The organism is Vibrio owensii CAIM 1854 = LMG 25443 (assembly GCF_000817815.1).
Lineage (GTDB): Bacteria > Pseudomonadota > Gammaproteobacteria > Enterobacterales > Vibrionaceae > Vibrio > Vibrio owensii.
The window spans coordinates 74,547-97,706 of sequence record NZ_JPRD01000031.1 but is presented as its reverse complement, the minus strand read 5'-3'; the positions used below and the strand labels follow the sequence as shown (position 1 = coordinate 97,706).

The following is a 23,160-nucleotide window of genomic DNA, read 5'->3' as shown; positions in this document are numbered from 1 at the left end:
AAGAGCGAGTAGAGCAGCACCAGTTGGCGTTGGATTAAACAAAGGCCCCCTTTTAGGGGGCTCACACAAAGCCACCTTCTTTAGAAGGTGGTAATTTACTCAGACAGGAACGTTGAAATGGATTTGTTGGCGATTGGTCTCGTCGTTTTTTCTGCTGTTCTCCATGCGGGTTGGAATATCCTTGGTAAAAGCAACTCAGGTTCTGGACTCGCGTTTACCATGGCGGCCAGCTTCTCTGCCTGTGCCATTCTTACCCCTTATTTGATTTGGTATTTGGCGACCATTGGCTGGACATCATTACCGAGTGAATTTTGGGGATTACTGTTCATTAGCGGCATTTCACAAATGGTCTACCTGGTCGGTTTGATTGTCGCTTATAAGCACGCTGATGTAGGCGTGGTTTATCCGATTGCTCGGGCGCTGCCTGTGATGATGGTTGGCGCAATCAGTGTGGCATTGGGGCATGAATTATCCAGTCAGCAGTGGTTTGGATTCTTGCTGATTACCCTTGGTTGTATGCTGGTACCACTGACGAACTTTCGTCAGATGACATTGGGCTCTTATTTGAACGTTGGTGTGTTCTGGGCATTGATTGCCGCAATAGGCACAACGGGTTACTCCGTGGTTGATAAAGAAGCGCTGAGTTTACTCACAGGGCAAGCGACAGAGATCTTGAATGATCAGTACAGTGCAATCTTCTACTTAGGTGTGCAGTTTTGGGCGATAGGTATTCCTGCTCTTGTGTGGTGCTTAGTTACGGGCAAGCCAGATGAGATTAAGACAGCGTGGCAGATCCGCAAAACAGCTAGCATGGCAGGGGTAATGATGGCATCCACCTACGGCTTGGTGCTGTTTGCGATGACTATGACGGATAACGTGAGTTTGGTGGTGGCATTAAGGCAAATCAGCATCGTGTTTGGATTGTTTATGGGGATTTGGTTTCTGTCTGATAAATGGCATCTCACCCGAGGGCTTGGCGTCACTTCGATCGTGGCGGGGATCATTCTTGCGTTGACGAACTGACTCATATTGATGGAAGAAAAAGGCAGCGACTCAGGCCATCGCTGCCTTTTTCTTTTTTAGTTTTTGGGGAAGGGGTAGGAGTATAAGCGACGTCAGAAACGTAATTGAGCGCCGAACATCACGCCACCGGAATCAAAATCACTGTTCTTTGAGTACACATACTCAGCATTCAAACCAAAGTGCTTGTAGCTCCATCCTAATCCTGCTGCCGCTTCGCCACCAACGCTAGTGTGTTCAATGTTTCGGCTCTGTCCATTCACCTTGTAAGTGTACTCAAGGGTGTAGAGCGTCATACCTGCTTTACCGTAAAGTTCGAAACCAGCACCAAGTGGATAGCTGGCATAGCCGCTTAATCGTGGGCCAGAAAAGCTCGTGTCGGTAACCTCTGAAATTGGGCTTAACAGCGTTGAGCCAATACCATCAAACGCCCCTTTGAAGCCCGCTTCAATCCCGAAGTTTTGGGTCGGCATGTATCGGTAATAAATTTCACCAAGAAACATATCACCGGATTCTTCACTTGCGGGGGCGTCATAGCTTACACCGCCATAACCTAGGTTCGTACCTATGATGTGCTGGCTTGTACTAGCGTTCGCCGATAGGGAAAGAGTCGACAACACCAGAGCAGCAACGAATGAATAACGCATGAACGTTTCTCCTCAGCTTTTTAGCTTTTTAGCTTTTTTAGTTTCTTAGTACTTGTTCGAATGTTGCTTTGGTGTTGTCTAGCCATTCATAACGACGACGGTACATCGAACGTTTAGATCGCGACATACCTTCGATATCACGGCGCGGAGCATTCACTGTGAGTGAGTAGAAGTTGCGATCGTACTCAGTACCGCCAAGTTCCTTCCACAATGCATCGTAATCCGTTTTGATTCGTCCTTTACTGTAGCGCTTTGCCGCATAAGTGTGAGATTGGGTTTTCACTGCAAGAATGGTTTCAACGCCCCAAATCTGAGCTAGAAGATCTAGCAGACTGACCATCAAACTTTTTGGGCGTTGACCGTACAATTTACGAGTCAGCTTTTTGATTTTTTCATTGCTAGTTTCGTTGCTGCGTGGGCCTTGTAAGCCACCAATCATGATGCTGCGAGCGCCGTTCTCGTGTCCCAATGTGAACGACAGAGTATAGAAGTTGCCGTCTTCTTGGCTGTGTAATACCAAGCTCATGTCGCCTTCTTTTTGGTAGCGAGCTTCATAAACCAATCTGACCGTATAGAGAATATCCTCGATCTCAAAGGTCATCAGAGTGAGTCCCTTAGCATCGGTATAGATCTGTTTCATTAGATCAGGCGAGACGAGTTCCGACACTGTGTTGTAGTGATCAACCACAAGCGCTGAGCGATCAATAGCAGGGCTATTTTTTACGATGTATGGGCGAAATGGTTTTTCTAAGAAACGGAGAGTACGCGTACACAGCATCCCCAGCAGTGAAGCCTCAATGTTGTCTGCCAGATACTTAAATGACTTTCGATAGAACAACGCACGAGCAATGAACTTGATGCGGTATGTCCAGATTGGATGATAAATCTCAGCATACTCATCCGAGTAAATGGTTTTGCTGTGGTGAAGGATGGATTTATTCATGGTTATTTCACTCCAAACTCATTTCCAGTGATGTCGGTTCTGTCATGTGGCTGTGAGCGTTAGGTATCGAACGCAAAAAGGGAGAAAGCAAAGTGAGCCGTTCTTCACTCCAGCTAGACAGGAACTGGTTTTGAACAGTGTTCTTTTGCTGAGGATTCTATGAGAAAAGCGTGGCGAGGTATTGTAAGGCTTGGTATGAGAGTGTCAGGATTCGCGGTCAGAGCGCGTACAAGAGAGAAGCATCGTGTCATATCCAAAACGCACTTATTTATAGCGATTAGATATATTAAATCCGATAAGAAAAAATTTAGACGGTATGATTAAGCTATCGAGAAAAGCTAATCTACGGATTTACTTAGTTTTTTATTAAAAGCAAAAGCCAAGCCTAACAGTAAATTAAAAATAAAATGGAAATTAATTAAAGTTTTTCTGAAATTAATCTGACTCGCTATAGGTCTCTATACGTACCCTACATTAATCGAGTATTTGGAACTCGATATTTAAAAGGTAAGTAAGGAGCACATTATGAAACGTTTAATCACTCTAGCAAGTCTTATCGCATTAACCGCTACTCCAATCGCTGCTATTGCTGGTGGTTACCAATGGACTAATAACAGCAGAACCATTCACGGTAATGTTGTCGACAGTAAACAAGCCGCTTACGACATGGGCTTTGAAATGATTAAGAACTATCAAAGCAAGTCGTCAGCACAGCTAAGAGACGAATTCAAAAGCTCATTTGATATCGTAGACCGCCAGTCTTTCTCTATTACTAATGCGAAAGTAACAGTAGATGAATTCCTGCAAGATAACGGTCAAATCGCATACCAACCAATATTGAATGTGAAATACGAATACCGCATGCGTGAACCTGGTAATCGTTAATTAATTCATTCGCTAGCATTTATAACTCTATTTCCTGTTTAATCCTTGTTGTATATTCGTTCTATTATTTTTGGGGAGCATTTGCTCCCCTTTTTTATTATTAAATATATATTTTTGATGAATGTGTTTCTTAAATATAATATCTCATAAATATTTTCTAACGCTCAGCGTAAGTTTTTCTAGCTCGTTGAATATTCGGTAGGTTTGTAAAGTGGTGACAAAGCACGGTTGTGTGCGTCACTTTTACAAAGGATATCGAATGACTCACCCTTCATATTGGTTTAAGCAAGCGCTTGAAATTGAGCAGCCAGAAACCGCTAAACCACTTCAACAAAATACCCAAGCAGATGTCGCTATTGTCGGCGGTGGTTACACCGGCCTTTGGACTGCGATCATGATCAAGCAGCAATCGCCGGAAAAACAGGTGGTTGTGATTGAAAAAGGCTTGTGTGGCAGTGGTGCATCGGGCGCAAACGGCGGTTGTATGCTGACTTGGTCGACAAAGTTTCCGACCTTGAAACGCTTATTCGGTGAAGAACACGCCGCTTGGTTGGTAAAAGAGTCGGAACAAGCAGTGCTAGAGATTGACGACTTTTGTCAGCAGTACAACATCGATGCGCAATTATCATTGAAAGGGGTTTATTACACTGCAACCAATCAGGCTCAAACTGGGGGAATGCAGCCAGTTGTGGACGAGTTAAAGCGTTTAGAAGTGAACAGTTGGCGCCATTGCCAAACTGAGGAGTTAAGTGCCAATGCAGGCTCGCCGCGCAATATAGAAGGTTTTCACTCTCCAGTAGCAGCCAGCGTTCAACCAGCTTTATTGGCGAGAGGATTAAGGCGCGTCGCAATAGAATTGGGTGTTGAGATCTATGAGAATACGCCGATGACGCGTTTAGATTATGGAAAACCTGCCACTGTCTGTACACCTAAAGGAAATATTCAAGCGCAGCAGGTGGTGTTGGCATTAAACGCATGGATGGTGGAGCAGTTTAAGCAATTCAAAAGCAGTATTGTGGTGGTCTCTTCCGACATGGTGATCACCAAACCGCTTGGTGACGCGCTATCTCAATCTGGTTGGCAGGCCGGTTCTAGCGTGTTGGATTCACGTATCTTCGTCCACTATTACCGAGATACGCCAGATGGCCGTTTGATGTTGGGGAAAGGCGGCAATCAGTTCTCTTTCAACAACCAAGTCAACGCAATGTTCAACAAGCCAACACGCTATCAAGATCTGCTGCGTAAGTCGTTCGATAAGCTGTTCCCGCGTTTGAAAGGAGCAGAGTTCGCTTACTCATGGACGGGCGGTTCAGACCGCTCCGCAACTGGTTTTCCATTCTTCGGTGAGTTAGATAACCAAAGCAATATCTTTTATGGCTTTGGTTATTCGGGTAACGGGGTAGCGCAGACTCGAATGGGCGGAAAGATCTTATCTTCGTTGGTATTGGGAATCGAGAATGAATGGACGAAAAGCGGTTTAGCCAAAGGGCCGTTGGGGCATTTCCCGCCAGAGCCATTTCGATGGACGGGAGCGATGATGGTACGCAACGCGGTACGTCGCAAAGAGGAAGCAGAAGATAACGAGCAGACGCCATTCATCTGGGATAAGTGGCTAGCAAAACTCGCGGGACCAGCAGGCAAAGCGGATAAGCTCGACTAAACTGAATATTTTGATCGCAAACGGATAGGGAAGAAGTGAAAGTGTTAGAGGCACCTCTTCCCTTTGTGTTAGCCTCAGTCTTTCAAGCTCAGATGCAAAAGGTGAGTAATAAAATGAAAGTATTCAGCAACTTTGACAGCGGCAGCATTCACGTAGTGAAAGCGGACGACAAAAACGACATCCAACTCAAAATTCCTAACGACAACATGTCGGAATTCTACCAGTGGTTCCACTTCCGTCTAGAGACAGAAGCCGAGCAATCACACACCATCAAACTTCTTGATCTTGCGAAATCGGCTTACCCAGAAGGTTGGCAAGGTTACGACGTGGTTGCGTCTTACGATCGTGAAGAGTGGTTCCGAGTACCGGCAGAGTTCGATGGCGACACGCTGACTTTCACTGTTATCCCTGAGCGCAGCTCAATTTACTTCGCGTACTTTGCACCTTACACGTACGACCGTCACCTAGACCTGTTACACATGGCACAAAGCGCGCACCACTGCCAACTAGAGACGCTTGGTCATACGCTAGATGGCAATGACATGAGCTTGCTAACTTTCGGTGAGCCAGAAGAAGGCAAAAAGAAAATCTGGATGATTGCACGTCAGCACCCAGGTGAGACGATGGCGGAATGGTTCATGGAAGGCATGATCCAACGTCTGCTTGATGAGAACGACACGGTTGCGCGTGCATTGCTTGAAAAAGCAGTACTTTACGTTGTACCAAACATGAACCCAGACGGCGGTGTGCGTGGTCACCTACGTACTAACGCGGTTGGCGTAAACCTAAACCGTGAGTGGCAAACGCCATCAATGGAAAAGAGTCCTGAAGTTTTCTTGGTTCGTGAGCGCATGCTAGAAACTGGCGTTGATATGTTCCTAGATATTCATGGTGATGAAGCTATCCCGTACAACTTCGTGGCGGGCTCTGAAGGTATTCCTTCTTATGACGAAGGCATGGCTGAGTTGGAAAACGCGTTTAAACAAGCACTTCTGACGATTACGCCAGAGTTCCAAGACGAGATCGGTTACGACAAAGATGAACCGGGTAAAGCGAACCTAACCGTTGGCTCTAACTGGGTGGCAGAGCAATTCAAGTGTTTGTCTTACACGATTGAGATGCCATTCAAAGACAATAATAACCATCCAGACCCTCTATACGGTTGGTCTCCTGAGCGTAGTGTCTTGTTTGGACAGGATGTTTTGGCTGCAACATTGGCGGTCTCTGACAAAATTTAACGCAATTCGTTCACAGCCCGTACTTTACGGGCTGTTTTTTCTGCCACTATTCTTTTCACGTTCTCTATTGACGAACTACTTTCTAAGCGCTTTAAACAAAAAATCTGCAATATCTGATGGTTATCTGAGTATCGATAAGAATTTTTTGTCGTGACGACAAAAATAATGATTTATTTTAGAGATGGTTATTCTGTTAAAGTCCGTTTCGAGATTCTTGTCACAAAACTCATATCATCTCATAGGGTTACCGATCCAGAGTTTGCGGTTGAAGTAGGCACAGCCGATTAAATTACTTTTTAGTTGCTATGTGATTACAAGATAGAATCCGGATAATTTTCGTCCCGGAATCTTGTACCTACAGAGGTTTGCTCATCGTTATCTCTCACTCCTGATGTGCTGGTTAAAGGCGTCAGTGATATCGTGGCAGATAGGTGCATCAAAATTCCAACCAACGCTCTTAATGGATGAATCCCGATTAAGGCGTCGCATGATGATGCGTTAATAGAGATTGTTGGCGTAGTTTTTAATCACTTGAAAACAGTGTAGGTTCTGAGTTTCCTAAAAACAGATTTTTCTGGGGAAAGTAATCGGGTCGCCTCGCATAAAGGAAAAATAATGAAAAAGATCGCTCTTGCAGTGGCTACCGTTCTAGCTGGTGGCGTAATGTCGAATGTTGCTCTTGCTGATACATACATCGGCGGCAAACTTGGTTACAACGCTCTAAACGACGCATGTCACCTAGACGCTCCATGTGATGACGACAGCTTCGCAGCTGGTATGCACATTGGTTACAACTTCAACGAATACGTTGCAGCTGAATACGGTGTTGATTACCTAGGTAACTTCACAGCTAACTTCAACAAAGCTGGCCTAAACACAGTTGACGGTGACCTATGGGCGCTAACTCTAGCTCCTAAGTTCAACCTTCCTCTAACTGATTCTTGGAACCTATTTGCTAAAGTAGGTGCTGCATACATGATGGCTGGTGACGAGAAAGATTTCGTACCAACTGGCTCTCTAGGTGCTGAATACCAAATCAACTACAACTGGAGCCTACGCGCTGAGTACCAACGTTACCAAGACATGTCTGATGACATCATCGACGACATGGATGCTGACTTCTTCGGTATTGGCTTCAACTACAAGTTCGGTTCTGAGCCAGTAGTTCAAGAAGAAGTAGTTGAAACTCGTCCAGCGACTCGCATCGTTGAGAACGAATACCCAGCTCAAACAGTAACAGTACAATTCGGCCTAGAAAGCGCTGAACTACAAGACGCTTCTGCGTTCAACGGTACTGTAGAGCTAATGAACACTTACCCACAAGCTCAAGTTGAAATCAACGGCTACAGTGACACAACTGGTTCTGAAGCTTACAACCAACAGCTAACTGAGAAGCGTGCACAAGCAGTTGCTGATCACTTCCAAGCTGAAGGTATCGCTGCAGACCGTATGACTGTTAAAGGTATGGGCGAAGCTAACCCAGTAGCTAGCAACGAAACTCGCGAAGGTCGTGAAGAGAACCGTCGTGTAGAAGTTGTTGTTCCTGCGTTCCAATACCAAACTGAAGAAGCTGCTCAATAATTCATTATTGAATCAGTAACTTTAAAAGCCAGCGTCTGACGCTGGCTTTTTTGTTTCCCCTTCATTTATCTGTCACAGCTCCGTCATAGTATTTTCTTACTTGTTCGTCTGGAGCCTGATATGCAAAACCTACCGCCACTCAATTCTCTCAAAGCGTTTGAAGCAACCGCTCGATTGCAAAGCTTTACCAAGGCGGCAGAAGAGCTCAATGTCACCCGTGCGGCGGTCAGTCAGCAAGTTAAATCCCTCGAAGTGTACTTAGACGCCACCTTGTTTGAACGCAATGGTGCTCAGCTCAATCTCACTCAAGCTGCTCATGATTATTTACCTGTGGTAAGTCACGTCTTTCAGAGTCTTTCTGCAGCAACCCAACATCTTTTCTCTCGACAAAAGCAGGCGCAGTTAACGTTACACGTGGCACACAGCTTTTGCTCTCAATGGCTAATGCCGCGACTGGCGGATTTTCATCGCCAACATCCTAAAGTGAGTTTTAAAGTCTCTACCACCGCCAACGCAATGCCGAGCAACAGTGATATCGCTGATGTGGAGATCATTAATGGTTATGGAGATTGGCAGTCACAACAAGCCATTCAACTGACGCAAGAAAACTGGATTGTGGTGGCAAGCCCTGGCTTTTTGCATCTTAATCCCATTTCTCACTTATCTGATCTTGCTCGCTTGCCTAAGTTAGCTACGGGAGGCTACCAAGAAACGTGGCAGGGTTGGTTAGCGTATCAAGGTGTTGAATGTAAAGGGGTGAAGCTCACAGGAGAGTTTGAACATTCTTTGTTGGCGATTGAAGCTGCGGTGAATCAACTGGGCATTTTGCTTGTAAGAGACTTATTGGTCGAGGACCATCTTCAGCAAGGATCGTTGGTGCAAATCGGAGATTGGTCGATGCCAAGTCGAGGTGCGCATCACATGATTGTTCGCGGTGAAGAAAGGCCGCACGTGAAAGCATTTATCGAGTGGCTAAGGCAAAGTCTAGAAGCGCAATTTTAGGGCTCAATCACAAGACGGAAACGAACTGCGATTTATCTAACAATCTGAAACATTATCAGCCTCCATGAGTAAAGTTCGGGTGCTAAGATGACGAAGTACGTTTCATGTCGTCATCACTCACAGAGCGCACGCTCTGAGCATCAAGGAGCTGTAATGGAAGCGTTAGAAGGTGGCAGAGAGAATGCCATTTATCGAAAGGGAGAGCTCGTTAGCCGACCTGCCAGTCATTGGACGATGACGGTTCATCAATTACTCCAACATCTTCACAGCCACGGTTTTACTGCGTGTCCAAAAGCCGTCTCCATTGAGGGAGGAAAAGAGCTGCTGACTTTCGTTGAAGGCGAGACTTACAATTACCCGCTAGAAGGGCCAATTAGCTCGCTCATGGCGCTGAAATCCGCCGCTAAACTACTACGTCGTTTTCACGATGCCTCTGAAAGTTTCCTCAAGCTCAATACACAAGATGTCCATCACTGGATGCTGCCTTCACGCTCTCCAAAAGAGGTGATTTGCCATGGCGATTTTATGCCTTATAACGTTGCGTTAGAGGGCGATGTTGTTGTGGGAGTATTCGATTTTGATACCGCTCATCCAGCACCTCGAATTTGGGACATCGCCTTTTCTGTGTATGGCTGGGCACCGTTCAAAACTGATGAAGACGACAAAATGGGGACGCTTGAGGAGCAAATTCGCAGAGCTAAGATCTTTTGTGATGCTTATGGCTGTACTCGATTAGAGCGTGAAGAGTTGGTTGAGGTAATGACGTTGCGTTTGACGGCGTTGGTAGACCACATGCGGTCAATGGCTGCAAATGGCGATGCTCAGTTCCAAGCTAATATGGAGGACTGTCACCACACCGCTTACTTGCAAGATATTGAATACATTAATAAGCATCACCAAGCCATTACGCTCGGGGTACTCGGTGAAATCAAATTTTAATCTGGCTTTGAATGCTGCTTAATGATGGATTGAATCACATCAAACAACCATTGATTTTGTGGGTCATGCTGCTGAGAACGTCGGCAACTCATCACAAAGCTCACGCCAAGTTCCAGCCCGTTTGGTAGCTCGATACTGCGACATGATTCAGGAACGTTACCACTCATGGTAATACCGAAATGGTCGGTGTTCATGATAATGCTGTGAATCATCGCAGGGTGCTCAATCTCAACTTTGGGCTCAACGTGAAAACCGATGTTTCTTAATCGATCCAAAAGCGGGTATTTGTGATCGTTCCAGCCCGGTGTTTTGAACAGAACAAAGGTGTAATCGCTCAAAGATTGAAAATCTTGTGCTGGGTGATCTTCTTTCACAAAAAAGACAGCTTTCCCTCGACCCAGTTCTTTTTGAGCGATGGATTGAGGTAGGTCTTCATCAAAGTAGTGAATAGCAATGGCATTTTCACCTTCAATGATGCGATTGCGCGCATCTGCCCCCCATCTTAAAAAGGCATAACTGGCGTGTGGTGCTTGCTTGAGTAGTTCGAGATAAAGCTTGTCACCGAATCGATCCCAAAACAGTGTGTTGGCATAGATGGCAACCTCGCCCGCAAATAAATCTGGTGAGAACTGCTGTGGCTTAATGGCGTCTGCACTGGCGAGGATCTGTTCGAAGTGAGGCATGTTGGCTTCAATAAACGAGGTCGGCTCAAAGCCATTTTTGGTTTGAATGAACAAAGGATCGTCCAGTTGCGCTTTCATCTTGGTTAAGTTCTTACTGATGGCACCTGAGGTTTTTCCCATCGACTCTGCCACTAAACGAACGTTACGCAGCTCATACATGCGCTTTAATACCAAGACGTTTTGCATATCTAGATTCATTGTCATTCTTTTACTCCAGCCAACGTTGCCACGGCATCATAACTCCGCCTCTCATAAAAAAAGACAGGGGATGGTCAATTCTAAGTTTATGGCAGAAAAGCATTTTTTGGCCGAGGATTTCCATTTGGTAAATTCGGGTTTTCCTCGTGCTACTTTGGAACTGTTGCTACAGTTTCTTCATCGAAACGATGTACCACAAATAATCGAGGTGACGTATGAAAAAACTAATCGCACTAGTAGGCTTAATGGCTTGTTCAATGAATGTAGCATTCGCTGGCGATGGCTCATACACGGGTACTATTGATATGGCTACTAGCCAAACAAACCAAGTTAATGTGGAGCGCGCGGATTCTAACCTGACTCTTAAAGGTCGTAATGACGCTACTTACGGTGGCGTGATGATTCAAACAGACGCTTCTAAGCAACCGATTCAATTGCGCGGCCGTCGCGACTAAGTAATCGAAACCATCCCCCGCTTTCAATGCCGTGTCTAACGCGGCATTGTTGTTTCTGGGTAATAGCAAGCCAAATTCAACAGAAATCTTTGATAGTTTTTGTTTATCGATAATTTTAAATTAATTGTTGAAATCTTAATTACCGTTTTTGTGTTTCTAAGTGATATTGATTCTCATTTGAGTGGACGTATGATTCTTCTCATCGACTAGAGAGGAATATCGCTATGAGCAAACCTAATGGCGATGTTGATTCAGTATTTATCCGCCAAGCTAGGTATCGTCACAGGCAAAAACCTAGCAGAGCATCTACGTGACCACTTACCAAACAAATGGGCGGTGGGCTTCTACTGGATCCAAGCTGAAATCATCGCGATAGCGACAGACCTTGCCGAGTTTATCGGTGCAGCAGTCGGCTTTCAGTTGGTGTTTGGTATTAGCTTAATGGAAGGTGCGATGATCACTGCGGTAGCAACCGTGATGATTTTGATGCTTAACCAGAAAGGTCAAAAACCGCTAGAAGTCGTGATTGGTTCACTTTTGATGTTGGTGGCGGTTATCTACATTGCTGAACTGTTTTTTGCGCATCCTGCGGGCGGTGAAATGGTGAAAGGTCTGCTAACCCCAACCTTTACTGATTCGCATCAAATCTACCTTGCTGCGGGTATTCTAGGCGCGACTGTAATGCCTCACGTGATTTATCTTCATTCTGCTTTGTTCAAAAACAGCTATGGCGAAAGCACCAAAACTCGCCTTCGTACCACTCGCTTTGATGTGTTGATTGCGATGGTAATTGCAGGTTTTGTGAATATCGCGATTGTGGCGATGGCCGCTGCCGTGTTCCATTACTCAGGCAACCAACATGTGGCAGAAATTGAAACGGCATACATGACGCTAACGCCATTGGCAGGTAAAGCCGTATCTGTGTTGTTTGGTGTCTCGTTGATTGCTTCAGGCTTGTCTTCTACCGTCGTTGGCACAATGGCAGGTCAGGTGGTGATGCAAGGCTTTGTGCGCTTCTCTATTCCAATGTGGGTACGACGCTTTATTACTATGGCACCTTCGTTTGTGGTGATTGGTTTAGGCATGAACACCACCGATATCTTGGTGATGAGCCAAGTGGTGTTGAGCTTTGGTATTGCGTTGGCGATTATCCCATTGCTTATCTTTACCAACAGCGAACGCTTGATGGGTGAGTTCAAAAACAACAAATGGGTCTCTTACGCAGGTATGGTTATCGTTACTTTAGTACTGGCACTCAACGGCTATCTGATGGTTACCTTAACCGCTTAATGATTTCTCCCTCCTTTTCTCTGTCGATAAAAAACGGAAGCCACTTGGCTTCCGTTTTTTATTTGATGCTGAGAGAGAATTAGTTTTGCTCAACCACTTCCAATTCAGCTTCACTTTGTTTTGCCGCTTCAAGCATCTTACGAATGATGAACGATGCACCTAATGCGATAGCCACCATGACAACCGCTAGGATAGTCAGCAGTTGGAAGTAATCACCGTAAACGTGCTGTACGATTTCTTGTGTGATCTCTTGGCCTTTCTCTAGTGCGATAGATGTAGAGAACGCAGCACCAACGATACCACTCAGTGCGATTGCTACAGAGAACAAGCTTACTGAGAAGTTTTCGATGTGCTTAGGTGCCACAGATAGAATGAACGCAACAACCATTGAACCTACGATAACTTCCGCAATTGCTTGGAAGAAGTGAATCGCTAGGAAGATTTCAGGCATGATGATTACGTCTTCGCCAACAGTCGTTACTGCGAACGTTAGGATGCCGAATGCGATAGCGGTTAGCACGAATGCCAATGCAATCTTAGTCGCTGTTGATAGGTGAATATCGCGTTTTTCTAGCATACCAAAGAAGCCTGCAACGATAGGGCCACCAACCATACACCATAGTGGGTTCATTGCCATTGCTGCTTCAGGCTCTAGTGGGATGAAGCCAAACAGAGAACCTTTCAGAGTGTTGATCGCTACCATGTTCATAGAAGTCATCATTTGACCGTAGTAAACGAAGAAACACGTGGTTAGGAAGGTAACGATTAGGATAGTACCCATCTTCAATGATTCCGCTTTGCTTGCTTTCAACATCAAAGAAACAAAGTAAAGAATCGCTGCACCGCCGATGGCGTAAACGATGTTTTGACCGATATCCATGTTAGAGAACATGAAGAATACCAGTGCAATCATCGCCGCTGAGATAATCGCGAAGAAAATCCAGTTCTTCATGCTAACGCTTTGACGATCCAGATCAGAAGCAACGCCAACCAAGCCTTTGCGGAACACAAGTAGCATTACCAATGCGGCGCCAGCCATCACTGCTGAAATAGTGAAACCACCATTAAAGCCGATGATAAGCACAATCATAGGGAACAAGTATTGGCCTAGGAAAGCGCCAACGTTGTTCACTGAGTAGTTGATTGGGTAGCCTTTCTCGAAGTCTTCTTGTGACTTAAAGGTACGTTTGTACAAGCTAGGGTAAGAAGGAGACATCAAACCACGACCGTAACTTGCTAGCGCGATACCACACATTGAAAGTGGTACGTTGGTTGCCGAAGCACCAAGAACAAGCAGTACGTAGCCAGATGCGAATGCTAAGAAGGCAATCGATAGAGAGCGGTAAGCACCTAAAAATTTGTCAGCGATAAAGCCGCCAGCAATCGCAAATAGAGGGCCAATCGCCGAAAATGCACCGACGATCATCATGGTATCAGCTTCGTTGTAATTCAGATCCTCTAAGAAGAAACGCGTCAGACTGACTAACACGCCGTAAAATGATAAGCCAAACATCATTTGGCAGAACATCATAGATTTATTTAGTTTATTCCACATAATTAAATACTCACTATTGCGAGAAAGGTAGTTATTATTTCTGTTAAATGTTACTTAAACGCTATGTTACATATTGAAACAATTGTCGCATAAAACGAAATTAATACACTAAAATTTCTAATGCGAAACGTTTGCCTCGCTAATGTGTTGTTCTAGATCAACTGAAAATTATGTGAATAAATGACTAAAAAATAACAATTTATAAGACTATTATTCTTTTGTGTTTTTTAAGGTTTTGAAAAGTCGCTGAATTAATAAGCAGAATGAAGAGAAGCAAGAGGCAGGCTGATTTTTATACACGAACAAAGGCGTTGGCGGAATTTTGTCCGCCAACAATGAAAAATATTAATTAGCAAAAACTGATATAAAGTATGCTATTCGCATGGTGGAGCCATATGAATCACCGCGAGTCCACCAAGTGATGTCTCACGATATTTCTTATTCATGTCTTTGCCCGTCTGATACATGGTTTCGATAACTTTATCTAATGAAATAAGGCATTTGCTGGTGCGTTTCAGTGCCATGCGTGATGCGTTAATGGCCTTCATCGCGCCCATCGCGTTTCGCTCAATACACGGCACCTGAACCAAACCGCCAATCGGGTCACAAGTCATGCCGAGTGAGTGCTCCATGGCGATCTCTGCGGCAATACATATCTGCTCATTGCTTCCTCCACGCAGTGCCGTTAAGCCTGCGGCCGCCATCGAAGAAGATACGCCGACTTCGCCTTGGCACCCGACCTCTGCCCCTGAGATGGAAGCGTTGGTTTTGTACAAGATGCCAATCGCCCCCGCCACGGCTAAGAAGTCTTTCAATTGCTTGTTATCGAGCTCCTTAATGAAGCGATGGTAGTACATAAGCACGGCAGGAATAACACCAGCAGCGCCGTTGGTTGGCGACGTCACTACTTGACCACCTGCGGCGTTCTCTTCACTTACAGCAAAGGCAAACAGGTTAATCCAATCCATGATCTCCATTGGGTCGTTCTCTACTGCCGCATTGGCTTCGAGTTTTTTGAGTAGGTTTGGCGCTCGGCGCGTTACGTTCAACCCGCCTTCGAGAATACCTTCGGTATCAAAGCCTCGTTGCATGCACAGCGACATCACTTTCCAGATCTGTTCGGCTTTTTGATCGATCTCTTCCTGTTCACGGAAGGCACGCTCGTTTTGCAGAATCATTCCACCTAGGCTGAATCCGTTTTGCTCCGCTTTTTCTAGCATTTCATCGGCGGATTTGAATGGGTAAGGTACCTGTACTTCCGCTTCGGAACTGCCATTTTCCAACTCGGCTGCGGTTGCAATAAAGCCACCACCGATAGAGTAGTAAGTTTCAAACGCCACCTGATCACCAGCAGCATCATAAGCCGTGATGGTCATGCCATTTTCATGAAGGGGAAGGTTATCACTGTGGAAGACAATATCGTGTTCATAGCTAAACACGATTTCATGAACACCTGCGACCGAGAGTGTGCCATGTTCAATGGTATGTTGCAGTGCACTCTTGGCGCTGGTTATTTTAATGGTATCGGGCTTATTGCCCATCAAACCAAGGACGGTGGCCCGGTCTGTATGGTGGCCTTTGCCAGTCAGCGATAAAGAACCGTAAAGGTCAACTTGCACCTTATGCACTTTCGCCATAGAGTCGCTAAGTAATTGAGTGAAATGGTAACCTGCGAGCATTGGGCCATTGGTGTGGGAACTGGATGGACCGACACCGACCTTAAAAATATCGAAAATCGACAGCATAATTGACTTCCTTTCTCTGCGGACCTTTGTCCAGGTCTCTAGAACGACATTGTTAATTAGATGTTAATTCCTGAAAGAGTATTGGCAAAGCAAATTTTTGTATACAAATTGTTCGCTAAAGTATGAGTAATTGAGATCTGGGTAATGAAGTTAAACAAGGTAGTGATCATTCTAGGTAAGCGCTTAGTGCACGATCAGTTGAGTGCTGAAGGCCGATCACGCGTGGAAGCGCTGTTGAATGTTTTAAACGAATTTTGCTTTGAGACGGCTGCCTTGGTTTTTTGTGGCGGTGTGACTCAAGGACAAACCGTCTCAGAAGCGGATGCGATGTACCGCTACTTTTGCCAGTTAGCCAAGGTTAGGGAAATCGATTTTCCAGAGCAGCAGGTCATCATCGAGAATCGTTCACTCAATACGGTGCAGAACATGCAAAATGCCGCTGCGGAATTATTGATAAGTGGTCTTTGCGAGGCGGGGCAAACCATTGAAGTCACATTACTCTCCAATGACTATCACCTAGAGCGCATCATCGAGATTCAAACCTTAATGGATGAACAAGGCTTATTGCGCGTGCTGAAGTCGCGTTGTGCGGACATGGGGGTAAAGCTCAATATTCCACTCGATCTCTCGCATCATGTGAGTGTGCCTTACCCCAATACAGGTGTTTTAGCGGACGCATTTCTATTGTTTGATGAACTCACGACTTACCGCGTGTATCTAGAGGGAGTCAAGCGTGGTGCCTTTGAACGTGATCTCGCTGAGGTACGAGCAAAGCCCTTAGCCATTGGCCTTGGTGCGATAGAAAAGTTTCAAGCGCTCGATTTAGAGCCTGAAGTGTTAGGGCAAATTGCAGATATGAAAAAGGCCATCGAAATGACGGCCTTTGATGATTCAGTGGTTGCAGCAGAGCAAGCGTTAGCAGTGTTTCATCCGATATTAACGACGTTGAACCTGCAACTTGACCCCGAAGCGAATGGCTAGTTAAGCCACTTCAACTTACTGACGCTTAAGTTCGCGACGTGTGCGTACGGCACTTAGCGCGATTAGGCTGTAACACAGCAGCTCCATGCCTTCTTCCGAGATGTTTTTCACATCGCGTACATAGTGCTCGCCCATTACGTGTTGCCAGAAGCTACCCATGCCGTACAGGCGAGAGAACACCAACAACAAGATCACCGAGCCGATAAGTAGCTTCATGTAAGGTGATTGTAGAATGGTTGCCATTTCGTTTACCGTGCCTTTACCGCCTTGGTACGCTTTTGCACAAGCCAGTGCAGTTAGTGCAAGAGCAGGGAAGACCCAAGAACCGTGGTGAATCATGTCGAACCAGTAGTCCATTTCACGGATCATCAATACCGCAAAGAACCCAGCGATCAAGATTGCCGCGTGTGATACATGGCTTTCTTGTTTAGAAATGCGGAAGAAAGACCAAGACGCCACAGCCAACATGATCAGCTGTAAGGTTTCCGTAACAGAGGTTTCCCCCAAGCTTGAACCGAGTAAAACGTAGTCCACACGGATACTTAGGTTTACCAAAATACTAAGCGCAATGATGGTCAATGTACTTAACATCGATTTGTAGATGATGCGCTTTGACTCTTCAGTAATCACATTGGTTTGTGCCGATTCGGCTTGTTTGACTGTATCTGTTTTCATCCTGACCACCCGCTCCCGTAAAAAATGTGGGAAAAACGTGAAATTTCGTGATGTGCGCGAGAAATTTTATTGACCAAGTGGAAAGTAATGTCGGGGAAATGTCAGGAGTAAAACGCCGTTCGATATCGTGTCGCTATGCGGTAAGGCCGATGGATAAAGGGGTAAGTATCAGAAAGTAGGGAAATTTACGGTAAACAAAAAGGAGCTTAACGCTCCTTTGTTGATAAATTTGTAATCTTAGATTGCGTAAATGTTAATATTGTTTACGACTCGCCATCTTCTTTGTGGTTGTTGCGGTAGTATTCCCACTGCTCAAAGCGCTCGTTTTCAGACAGTTGACAGTAAGTTACGCGTTCACCATTTTCCGTTACTGTATCTAGCTCGCCGCCTTGCTGTACGCAGTATACCGCTGCTGGGTTTGCTGCTGATGTGTATTCATTTGAGCGAGTTGCACCGTCATAAGTTGAGCAACCTGCCAACACCATCGCTGCTGCCACTGCCGTTACTAAAGTTGTCTTTTTCATTCTTGATCTCCGCATGGGATTAACGAGTAGTGTGTTGATTATAGGAGAGTTTCAGAAAAATATTGTCTTATGTTTGTTAAAAGCACGACGCTTGTAAGGGAATTCTGTGCAATTTTAGAATTTGCTCACTGTTCGCCTATATTTGTTTCAGACGTGCTCAAATTGAAACTTGGGAATGCGCATGAATTTCGGTAGTATGCGCGCAAAACATTCACAGCGGATTCTGCGATGAGACATTTGAAAACCACCACGCACCCAGACATCGAACATCTGGATGACAAAATCATCTTCCAACGCAATGCGGCGCGCGCCATTGTATTAGACGGTGAAGATGTCCTGCTTCTTTACACAGAGCGTTACCACGATTACACACTGCCTGGCGGTGGCATCGATGACGGTGAGGATGTGATTGCAGGTTTAGTTCGTGAGCTGGAAGAAGAAACCGGTGCGAAGAACATTCACAACATCAAGCCTTACGGCATCTTCGAAGAATTTCGTCCTTGGTACAAAGACGATGCCGATGTGATGCACATGACGTCATACTGCTACACGTGCAAAATTGACCGTGAGCTAGGTGAAACGGCTTATGAAGATTACGAAGTGAAGAACGGCATGCGTCCAGTTTGGATGAATGTTCACGACGCGATCGCGCACAATGAAAAGACGATGGCGGAAAGCCCGAAGAAAGGCATGAGCATTGAACGCGAAACTTTCTTGCTACAACTTATCGCAAAAGAGTTGCTGTAACCCTCCTCAGATCAAAATTGTAACTTCCAAGCAATAAAAAAAGTCCGAGCTCCCCCCCGGAACCCGGACTTATTCCAGACGCGCAAGCGAAGCGTCATCTCGATATTCTGTTTTTTGTATCAATCTGTGAAAACAATAGCGGCCTTATATTTATTGTGTAAATAATTAATAGGTCTAACTATTGGTTTTCACTTTATTTGCACACGTAATGTGATAGATATCTAGCCAATACACAAGTGCAAGTTGGTAAATTATCAGCAAACCACTGCTCTTTCTTATCTTTGAGATACATTACCGTAACTTTTAGGCACGCGTTTGCATCGAGATCACGAGTTTGCAAATTGGCAGAACAGGATCTTGTAATTTTACGTGCTTCTGACATTGGTGGAATTTAGTGAGAGTGTTCACAATTCCACGAGTGGGGGCAATCGACTAAGGTCTATAAGCGGTTCGGCGTAGATGGTGGAATGGTTTGCAAACAAAAGTAATGGCTGGAAAGAATCGGTACGCAATTTCTGTATGTTCACCAAACGTTCCAACGCATAAAAGCGATTGACGTATTGCTGAGTCTCTTCCGGCAAAGTAAGTGCCGTGAAATCTCGGCTGCCTGCTTTTTTGATGGCACGTGCAACTCGACCTTCACCTGCGTTGTAAGCAGCCAGAGTGAGCGCGATATCTTGATCAAACTTGTTATACAGAAATTCTAAATATCTGATGGCGGCTTGAGTGCTGGCTTTGGTATCAAAGCGCTCGTCTTGCTTATCGCTCACTTGCAAGGCAAAGCGCGTCGCTGTAGCAGGAATCAGTTGCCATAAACCGGCGGCATTGGCGTGTGAGATTGCTTTCGGGTAGTAGGATGATTCCAGCATGGGCACTAACACCAAGTTGGCGGGCAAAGACTTTTGCTTAAGCTGTTTGAAGATATGATCGAGAAGCGGGCTAACGGAATCGAGACGTTGGGTAATTTGCGTTTGATATGGCGCGAGCACTTGATATTGCTGGTCGATAGTGGCTTTATGCGGCTTGGCCATCGTCACTGGAGACAAGCACATCACGCACAAAACAAAAAAGCCCACAGCAATCGACCGGGATGGCGGTAGACTCTGCAGGCAAGGCGAGAATCGTTGTTTAGAACGAACGCTCTTCATAAGTGTGTTGCACAGGTTGTTTGAGTTGACTGACTAACTCTTGGAACGCTGCAGAGCTTTGGCCATTGCTCTGATTGTCCTGTTGGCATTGTTTCACCAAGGATTCCAACAGCGTCCATTGTTTTCTCGCTTGCGTACCAATCTTGGCGGGCAAGGCATTGAAAATACGATTCACACTGGTCTCATTACAAGGCAATCCGAGCTTACGCATTAACTGGCTTCTTTCGCTTGCAGAACGACCAAGCTGATTCAAAATCGGCATTTGTTTTTGAATGTTCTCGCTTAGTGCCTCACCATCGAACTTCAAATACAGTGCTTTTTGCTGCTGAATCAGCCCCAGCAATCGCTGGTAGAGTTTGATGTCTTCGGAAATAGAACGAACAAACTGCTGAATATGCTGTGATGCCGCCGTTGCCATGCATGACTCCTAATGCGCTGCGTTACTCGTGACCGGTGTGAAATTGCATTACTGCTTTGGATAATGCTTTGGTATCTAGATTCAGTTCACCACGTGCCAACGCATTGCGAATTTGCTCAACCTTTGCCATGTCTACGTCTGGCAGGGATTTCATTTCTGCTTGAGCACGATCGATCGCAGCCGTGTTCGCTTGGAATGCTGGCTCGTTAATTTTGCTCTGTGCGATGGTGTCGACTGGCTTTTTACTCGCCTGCTGGAATTTAGTTTGTGGGACATGACCGCCCGCGACTTTGTCGATTTTCATGCTGTTGTCCTCAATCATCATGTTCTAAATCGAATAGGCGACTAGGGTGTGATGAACATTAAATATTTATTTTTTGTACTCGAAGTTCACCTGCGCTGACGAGTGCCTAAATCGAAAAATGATAACCTGAGTCCAAAATCAAAACTGGGTATGCACCTGATTGAGCCCCGTTACGACAGCGTGTATCACCTTGCCAGAACTGGTGTTTTCTACCTCAATCTGCTGACCCTTCTTTCCTTGTTCTAAAGCGACACCCTTGGTGCTGGCACTAAATCCATCTTTGCTGGCGATGATGATCACTTCGTTGCCTTTCTCGATCAGTGGCGGCGAACTTAGGTTGGTTGGGTCAATGATTTGACCTGCTCGAATACGGCGGGTGGTTTCAAGCCCAATGGCTTGGTTTGTTTTCGTGTAGAAATCGTCTTGGCGTGAAATCGTGCGTGTTTCTGATTTTAAGTTTGAGGCTGAGAGGGTTTCGTTGCGGTCGATTGTGCTGGTGGCGACAAGAACAGAAAGCGTCACCGCTGATTTGATTGTGACATTGATGCGCCATGGAGAGCTCACCGCTTCACAACTGACAGCACGCTTTAAATTACCAACAGGCAACGGGCGGTTATCACGTCCTGTGATTGCCAAAGGTACGTCACAAACCGGTAGATGATTGGCAGAACCTGGCACCCATATTTGATAATCGAGTTGGTAGTTTCCCCATTGACGTGAGTGTGCTATTTGCGCCACTTCTTGCTCAAACTGCTCGCCGACAATGGCTTTTAACTCGTCTGCGGTTAGGTTTTTCTCATTAGCTAAAGCACTGACTGAGCTTGCACTCAAAGCCAAACCGCAAAGCAGCATGATTGAGGAAAATCGACCTTTCCCCTTGGTTTGAATGGTTTCCGTAAACCGGAAGCGAGGCTTCCTTCCTTGTCTGTAATTCATTGATATATATAGCTAAATTTTATGGCATGCATCTTGTTTTGATCTTGGCGTATTCGAGCCGACTTTAAGGAAAGATGCATGGCGATCACATTCGAAAATGCGTTGGGTGTACATCCAGAGGCACTCAATTTTCGCGTTCAGCGTACCAAAGTCCTCGCCAGTAACCTAGCAAATGTTGATACCCCTGGGTACTTGGCAAAGGACCTAAGTTTCACCACCGTGATGAACCAAATGTCAGCGGGCAGTGTGAACAAACCGGTGCCGAAGTTTCAGGTTGAGGCGCAATATTCGGTGCCTTACCAAAACAGCAAAGACGGCAACACAGTGGAACTGGGCGTTGAACAAGCCAAGTTCACGCAAAACAACATGGACTTTCAAACCAGCCTGACGTTTCTCAACATGAAATTCAGTGGCTTGGCGAAAGTGATTGAGGGACGTTAAACATGTCATTTACTGATATCTATTCGATCACTGGCTCGGCGATGACGGCACAAACCGTTCGCCTGAACACGGTAGCCAGTAACCTTGCCAACGCCGACGCGGTGTCTGCCAATCCGGATGATGCCTACAAAGCACTCAAACCTGTGTTTGCCACTGTGTATCAAAAAACGCAGATGGCGACGGAAAACGGTGTTTATCCGAATGCGGAAGTGCGCATTGTAGATGTGGTGCAAAACGCGGGTCAGGCAGAAAAACGCTTCGAGCCTAACAACCCGTTAGCGAACGACGAAGGCTACGTGTACTACCCAGACATTGATGTGGTGTCAGAGATGGCCGACATGATGTCCGCAACGCGCAGCTTTGAAACCAATGTGGAAGTGCTGACGAATGTGAAAAGCATGCAGCAAGGTCTGCTTCGACTAGGGCAGGGTAATTAATGAGTCTCGCACAATACACAGCGCTCTCTTCTGACGCACCAGTCGCAACGACCGCCAGTGGCGATACTGGCGGCATTTCAGCGAACCCATCGGATATGAACAGCGCAACGTCACTGCAAAACGAGTTTATCTCGCTCATGGTGGCGCAAATTCAAAACCAAGATCCACTTAACCCGCTTGATGGCACTGAGTATGTCAGCCAGCTAGCGCAATTTTCGCAAGTTCAAAGTACTGAAAACATGTCGATGCTGATGCAAAACAGCATGGTATTGCTCGACAACATGCAGGTGCTTTCAACGGCTGGTTTGGTTGGTCAAACCGTGTACGTCTCTTCAAACGAGTTTGAACTTGGTGAAGGCGTGCAAAGTGGCAAGGTCGAGCTTGAACACGGTTCGAACCAAGTGACATTAGTCGTCAAAGATGAATTCGGCCAATCGACCAAAGTGCCTTTAGGTGCGCACGGTGCGGGTGACGTTGAGTTCTCGATCAATCCCGAAGAGCTTGGTTTGAAACCGGGTAAATACACCGTTGCGGTGGAAGTTCAAGAAGGGCAAAAGAGCCCAAATGTTTTGCTGGCAGGCACGGTTGAGCAGGTACGAATTCCTAGCTCAGGTGGCGCAGCACTGGTCAATGTTCAAGGCGTTGGCAACGTTCCTTTCTATCAAATTACTCAGTTTGGTGCTTAACCAAATAAGGAAATCAGAGGTT

24 protein-coding genes and 1 pseudogene are annotated in these 23,160 nt (G+C 45.8%); 14 read left to right on the top strand and 11 right to left on the bottom strand.

Translation table 11 applies throughout. The annotated features are described in order from the left end of the window. Positions 1–117 precede the first annotated feature (117 nt). Complete coding sequence (locus H735_RS18125; RefSeq protein WP_020195715.1) at positions 118–1,023, top strand: EamA family transporter; 906 nt, start codon at positions 118–120, stop codon at positions 1,021–1,023. A gap of 92 nt (positions 1,024–1,115) precedes the next feature. Here the strand turns inward: H735_RS18125 and H735_RS18120 are convergent, their stop codons facing one another. Further along, entirely contained in the window at positions 1,116–1,667 is a 552-nt protein-coding gene (locus H735_RS18120; RefSeq protein WP_020195716.1) for an outer membrane beta-barrel protein, read from the bottom strand. A gap of 37 nt (positions 1,668–1,704) precedes the next feature. Continuing rightward, positions 1,705–2,610, bottom strand: coding sequence for a VirK/YbjX family protein (locus tag H735_RS18115; RefSeq protein ID WP_020195717.1), 906 nt, complete (start codon positions 2,608–2,610; stop codon positions 1,705–1,707). A 525-nt stretch (positions 2,611–3,135) separates the two neighbouring features. Here H735_RS18115 and H735_RS18110 point away from each other — a divergent pair. The 6 genes from H735_RS18110 to H735_RS18085 all read left to right on the top strand — a co-directional run bounded on the left by H735_RS18110 (position 3,136) and on the right by H735_RS18085 (position 9,915). Further along, positions 3,136–3,495, top strand: a complete 360-nt coding sequence (locus H735_RS18110) for a DUF3316 domain-containing protein (RefSeq protein ID WP_005442378.1) — start codon at positions 3,136–3,138, stop codon at positions 3,493–3,495. A 259-nt stretch (positions 3,496–3,754) separates the two neighbouring features. Continuing rightward, positions 3,755–5,155, top strand: coding sequence for an FAD-dependent oxidoreductase (locus tag H735_RS18105; protein ID WP_020195718.1), 1,401 nt, complete (start codon positions 3,755–3,757; stop codon positions 5,153–5,155). 113 nt (positions 5,156–5,268) lie between these two features. Beyond that, positions 5,269–6,393, top strand: a complete 1,125-nt coding sequence (locus H735_RS18100; RefSeq protein WP_009705048.1) for a M14 family metallopeptidase — start codon at positions 5,269–5,271, stop codon at positions 6,391–6,393. 615 nt (positions 6,394–7,008) lie between these two features. Beyond that, positions 7,009–7,974 (top strand): OmpA family protein, encoded by a 966-nt coding sequence (locus H735_RS18095; protein WP_020195719.1) that lies wholly within the window; start codon positions 7,009–7,011, stop codon positions 7,972–7,974. Between the two features lie 120 nt (positions 7,975–8,094). After that, positions 8,095–8,976 carry a LysR substrate-binding domain-containing protein gene (locus H735_RS18090; protein WP_020195720.1) on the top strand — a complete coding sequence of 294 codons (882 nt, stop codon included), beginning with the start codon at positions 8,095–8,097 and terminating at the stop codon, positions 8,974–8,976. A gap of 153 nt (positions 8,977–9,129) precedes the next feature. Further along, the gene (locus H735_RS18085; protein WP_020195721.1) at positions 9,130–9,915 is read left to right on the top strand and encodes a phosphotransferase enzyme family protein; all 786 of its coding nucleotides are present in this window, start codon (positions 9,130–9,132) and stop codon (positions 9,913–9,915) included. On the opposite strand, the gene H735_RS18080 is transcribed toward H735_RS18085, so the two are convergent. Beyond that, the gene (locus H735_RS18080; RefSeq protein ID WP_027726653.1) at positions 9,912–10,802 is read right to left on the bottom strand and encodes a LysR family transcriptional regulator; all 891 of its coding nucleotides are present in this window, start codon (positions 10,800–10,802) and stop codon (positions 9,912–9,914) included. The two genes, H735_RS18085 and H735_RS18080, sit on opposite strands and share 4 nt — an antisense overlap. Before the next feature lie 209 nt (positions 10,803–11,011). Here H735_RS18080 and H735_RS18075 point away from each other — a divergent pair, with 209 nt between their 5' ends. Both H735_RS18075 and H735_RS18070 read left to right on the top strand, forming a co-directional pair. Further along, on the top strand, positions 11,012–11,251 hold the full coding sequence (locus H735_RS18075) for a VPA0252 family protein (protein WP_020195723.1): 240 nt from the start codon (positions 11,012–11,014) through the stop codon (positions 11,249–11,251). Between the two features lie 228 nt (positions 11,252–11,479). Next, positions 11,480–12,541 (top strand): annotated as a pseudogene (locus tag H735_RS18070) (Nramp family divalent metal transporter); the annotation flags it as partial. 79 nt (positions 12,542–12,620) lie between these two features. On the opposite strand, the gene H735_RS18065 reads toward H735_RS18070, so the two are convergent. Then, entirely contained in the window at positions 12,621–14,096 is a 1,476-nt protein-coding gene (locus tag H735_RS18065) for a peptide MFS transporter (RefSeq protein WP_005443672.1), read from the bottom strand. Positions 14,097–14,470: 374 nt separating this feature from the next. Further along, entirely contained in the window at positions 14,471–15,841 is a 1,371-nt protein-coding gene (locus tag H735_RS18060) for an L-serine ammonia-lyase (protein ID WP_020195725.1), read from the bottom strand. Positions 15,842–15,985: 144 nt separating this feature from the next. Between H735_RS18060 and H735_RS18055 the strand changes: the two genes are divergently transcribed. After that, positions 15,986–16,822 (top strand): YdcF family protein, encoded by an 837-nt coding sequence (locus H735_RS18055; RefSeq protein ID WP_042980228.1) that lies wholly within the window; start codon positions 15,986–15,988, stop codon positions 16,820–16,822. Between the two features lie 15 nt (positions 16,823–16,837). Here H735_RS18055 and H735_RS18050 read toward each other — a convergent pair whose 3' ends face one another. Both H735_RS18050 and H735_RS18045 read right to left on the bottom strand, forming a co-directional pair. Further along, the gene (locus H735_RS18050; RefSeq protein WP_020195726.1) at positions 16,838–17,497 is read right to left on the bottom strand and encodes a hypothetical protein; all 660 of its coding nucleotides are present in this window, start codon (positions 17,495–17,497) and stop codon (positions 16,838–16,840) included. A gap of 263 nt (positions 17,498–17,760) precedes the next feature. Then, positions 17,761–18,021, bottom strand: coding sequence for a putative hemolysin (locus tag H735_RS18045; RefSeq protein WP_005443680.1), 261 nt, complete (start codon positions 18,019–18,021; stop codon positions 17,761–17,763). Positions 18,022–18,249: 228 nt separating this feature from the next. Here H735_RS18045 and H735_RS18040 point away from each other — a divergent pair, with 228 nt between their 5' ends. Continuing rightward, the gene (locus H735_RS18040) at positions 18,250–18,768 is read left to right on the top strand and encodes an NUDIX hydrolase (RefSeq protein WP_005443683.1); all 519 of its coding nucleotides are present in this window, start codon (positions 18,250–18,252) and stop codon (positions 18,766–18,768) included. A 404-nt stretch (positions 18,769–19,172) separates the two neighbouring features. Here the strand turns inward: H735_RS18040 and H735_RS18035 are convergent, their stop codons facing one another. The 4 genes from H735_RS18035 to flgA form a co-directional block, all read right to left on the bottom strand. Then, a complete protein-coding gene (locus H735_RS18035; protein ID WP_042980237.1) occupies positions 19,173–19,850 on the bottom strand; it encodes a lytic transglycosylase domain-containing protein in 678 nt (225 codons plus the stop codon). A gap of 46 nt (positions 19,851–19,896) precedes the next feature. Then, positions 19,897–20,334 carry a flagellar protein FlgN gene (locus tag H735_RS18030; protein WP_020195728.1) on the bottom strand — a complete coding sequence of 146 codons (438 nt, stop codon included), beginning with the start codon at positions 20,332–20,334 and terminating at the stop codon, positions 19,897–19,899. Between the two features lie 22 nt (positions 20,335–20,356). Then, on the bottom strand, positions 20,357–20,638 hold the full coding sequence (gene flgM, locus H735_RS18025) for a flagellar biosynthesis anti-sigma factor FlgM (RefSeq protein ID WP_027726655.1): 282 nt from the start codon (positions 20,636–20,638) through the stop codon (positions 20,357–20,359). 138 nt (positions 20,639–20,776) lie between these two features. Continuing rightward, positions 20,777–21,574 carry a flagellar basal body P-ring formation chaperone FlgA gene (flgA, locus tag H735_RS18020; RefSeq protein WP_027726656.1) on the bottom strand — a complete coding sequence of 266 codons (798 nt, stop codon included), beginning with the start codon at positions 21,572–21,574 and terminating at the stop codon, positions 20,777–20,779. Between the two features lie 78 nt (positions 21,575–21,652). Between flgA and flgB the strand changes: the two genes are divergently transcribed. The 3 genes from flgB to flgD are packed head-to-tail and all read left to right on the top strand — an operon-like array spanning position 21,653 to position 23,138. Continuing rightward, positions 21,653–22,015, top strand: a complete 363-nt coding sequence (gene flgB, locus H735_RS18015; RefSeq protein WP_005432433.1) for a flagellar basal body rod protein FlgB — start codon at positions 21,653–21,655, stop codon at positions 22,013–22,015. Positions 22,016–22,017: 2 nt separating this feature from the next. After that, positions 22,018–22,452, top strand: a complete 435-nt coding sequence (gene flgC / locus H735_RS18010; protein WP_005432431.1) for a flagellar basal body rod protein FlgC — start codon at positions 22,018–22,020, stop codon at positions 22,450–22,452. After that, positions 22,452–23,138 carry a flagellar hook assembly protein FlgD gene (gene flgD, locus H735_RS18005; protein ID WP_005535962.1) on the top strand — a complete coding sequence of 229 codons (687 nt, stop codon included), beginning with the start codon at positions 22,452–22,454 and terminating at the stop codon, positions 23,136–23,138. The genes flgC and flgD overlap by 1 nt, the downstream gene beginning before the upstream one ends. Positions 23,139–23,160 lie beyond the last annotated feature (22 nt).

Bases quoted from the DNA above. Each gene is read 5' to 3' on its own strand.
- H735_RS18125 (WP_020195715.1), top strand. From the start codon at position 118: ATGGATTTGTTGGCGATTGGTCTCGTCGTTTTTTCTGCTGTTCTCCAT.
- H735_RS18120 (WP_020195716.1), bottom strand. From the start codon at position 1,667: ATGCGTTATTCATTCGTTGCTGCTCTGGTGTTGTCGACTCTTTCCCTA.
- H735_RS18115 (WP_020195717.1), bottom strand. From the start codon at position 2,610: ATGAATAAATCCATCCTTCACCACAGCAAAACCATTTACTCGGATGAG.
- H735_RS18110 (WP_005442378.1), top strand. From the start codon at position 3,136: ATGAAACGTTTAATCACTCTAGCAAGTCTTATCGCATTAACCGCTACT.
- H735_RS18105 (WP_020195718.1), top strand. From the start codon at position 3,755: ATGACTCACCCTTCATATTGGTTTAAGCAAGCGCTTGAAATTGAGCAG.
- H735_RS18100 (WP_009705048.1), top strand. From the start codon at position 5,269: ATGAAAGTATTCAGCAACTTTGACAGCGGCAGCATTCACGTAGTGAAA.
- H735_RS18095 (WP_020195719.1), top strand. From the start codon at position 7,009: ATGAAAAAGATCGCTCTTGCAGTGGCTACCGTTCTAGCTGGTGGCGTA.
- H735_RS18090 (WP_020195720.1), top strand. From the start codon at position 8,095: ATGCAAAACCTACCGCCACTCAATTCTCTCAAAGCGTTTGAAGCAACC.
- H735_RS18085 (WP_020195721.1), top strand. From the start codon at position 9,130: ATGGAAGCGTTAGAAGGTGGCAGAGAGAATGCCATTTATCGAAAGGGA.
- H735_RS18080 (WP_027726653.1), bottom strand. From the start codon at position 10,802: ATGACAATGAATCTAGATATGCAAAACGTCTTGGTATTAAAGCGCATG.
- H735_RS18075 (WP_020195723.1), top strand. From the start codon at position 11,012: ATGAAAAAACTAATCGCACTAGTAGGCTTAATGGCTTGTTCAATGAAT.
- H735_RS18065 (WP_005443672.1), bottom strand. From the start codon at position 14,096: ATGTGGAATAAACTAAATAAATCTATGATGTTCTGCCAAATGATGTTT.
- H735_RS18060 (WP_020195725.1), bottom strand. From the start codon at position 15,841: ATGCTGTCGATTTTCGATATTTTTAAGGTCGGTGTCGGTCCATCCAGT.
- H735_RS18055 (WP_042980228.1), top strand. From the start codon at position 15,986: ATGAAGTTAAACAAGGTAGTGATCATTCTAGGTAAGCGCTTAGTGCAC.
- H735_RS18050 (WP_020195726.1), bottom strand. From the start codon at position 17,497: ATGAAAACAGATACAGTCAAACAAGCCGAATCGGCACAAACCAATGTG.
- H735_RS18045 (WP_005443680.1), bottom strand. From the start codon at position 18,021: ATGAAAAAGACAACTTTAGTAACGGCAGTGGCAGCAGCGATGGTGTTG.
- H735_RS18040 (WP_005443683.1), top strand. From the start codon at position 18,250: ATGAGACATTTGAAAACCACCACGCACCCAGACATCGAACATCTGGAT.
- H735_RS18030 (WP_020195728.1), bottom strand. From the start codon at position 20,334: ATGGCAACGGCGGCATCACAGCATATTCAGCAGTTTGTTCGTTCTATT.
- flgM (WP_027726655.1), bottom strand. From the start codon at position 20,638: ATGAAAATCGACAAAGTCGCGGGCGGTCATGTCCCACAAACTAAATTC.
- flgA (WP_027726656.1), bottom strand. From the start codon at position 21,574: ATGAATTACAGACAAGGAAGGAAGCCTCGCTTCCGGTTTACGGAAACC.
- flgB (WP_005432433.1), top strand. From the start codon at position 21,653: ATGGCGATCACATTCGAAAATGCGTTGGGTGTACATCCAGAGGCACTC.
- flgC (WP_005432431.1), top strand. From the start codon at position 22,018: ATGTCATTTACTGATATCTATTCGATCACTGGCTCGGCGATGACGGCA.
- flgD (WP_005535962.1), top strand. From the start codon at position 22,452: ATGAGTCTCGCACAATACACAGCGCTCTCTTCTGACGCACCAGTCGCA.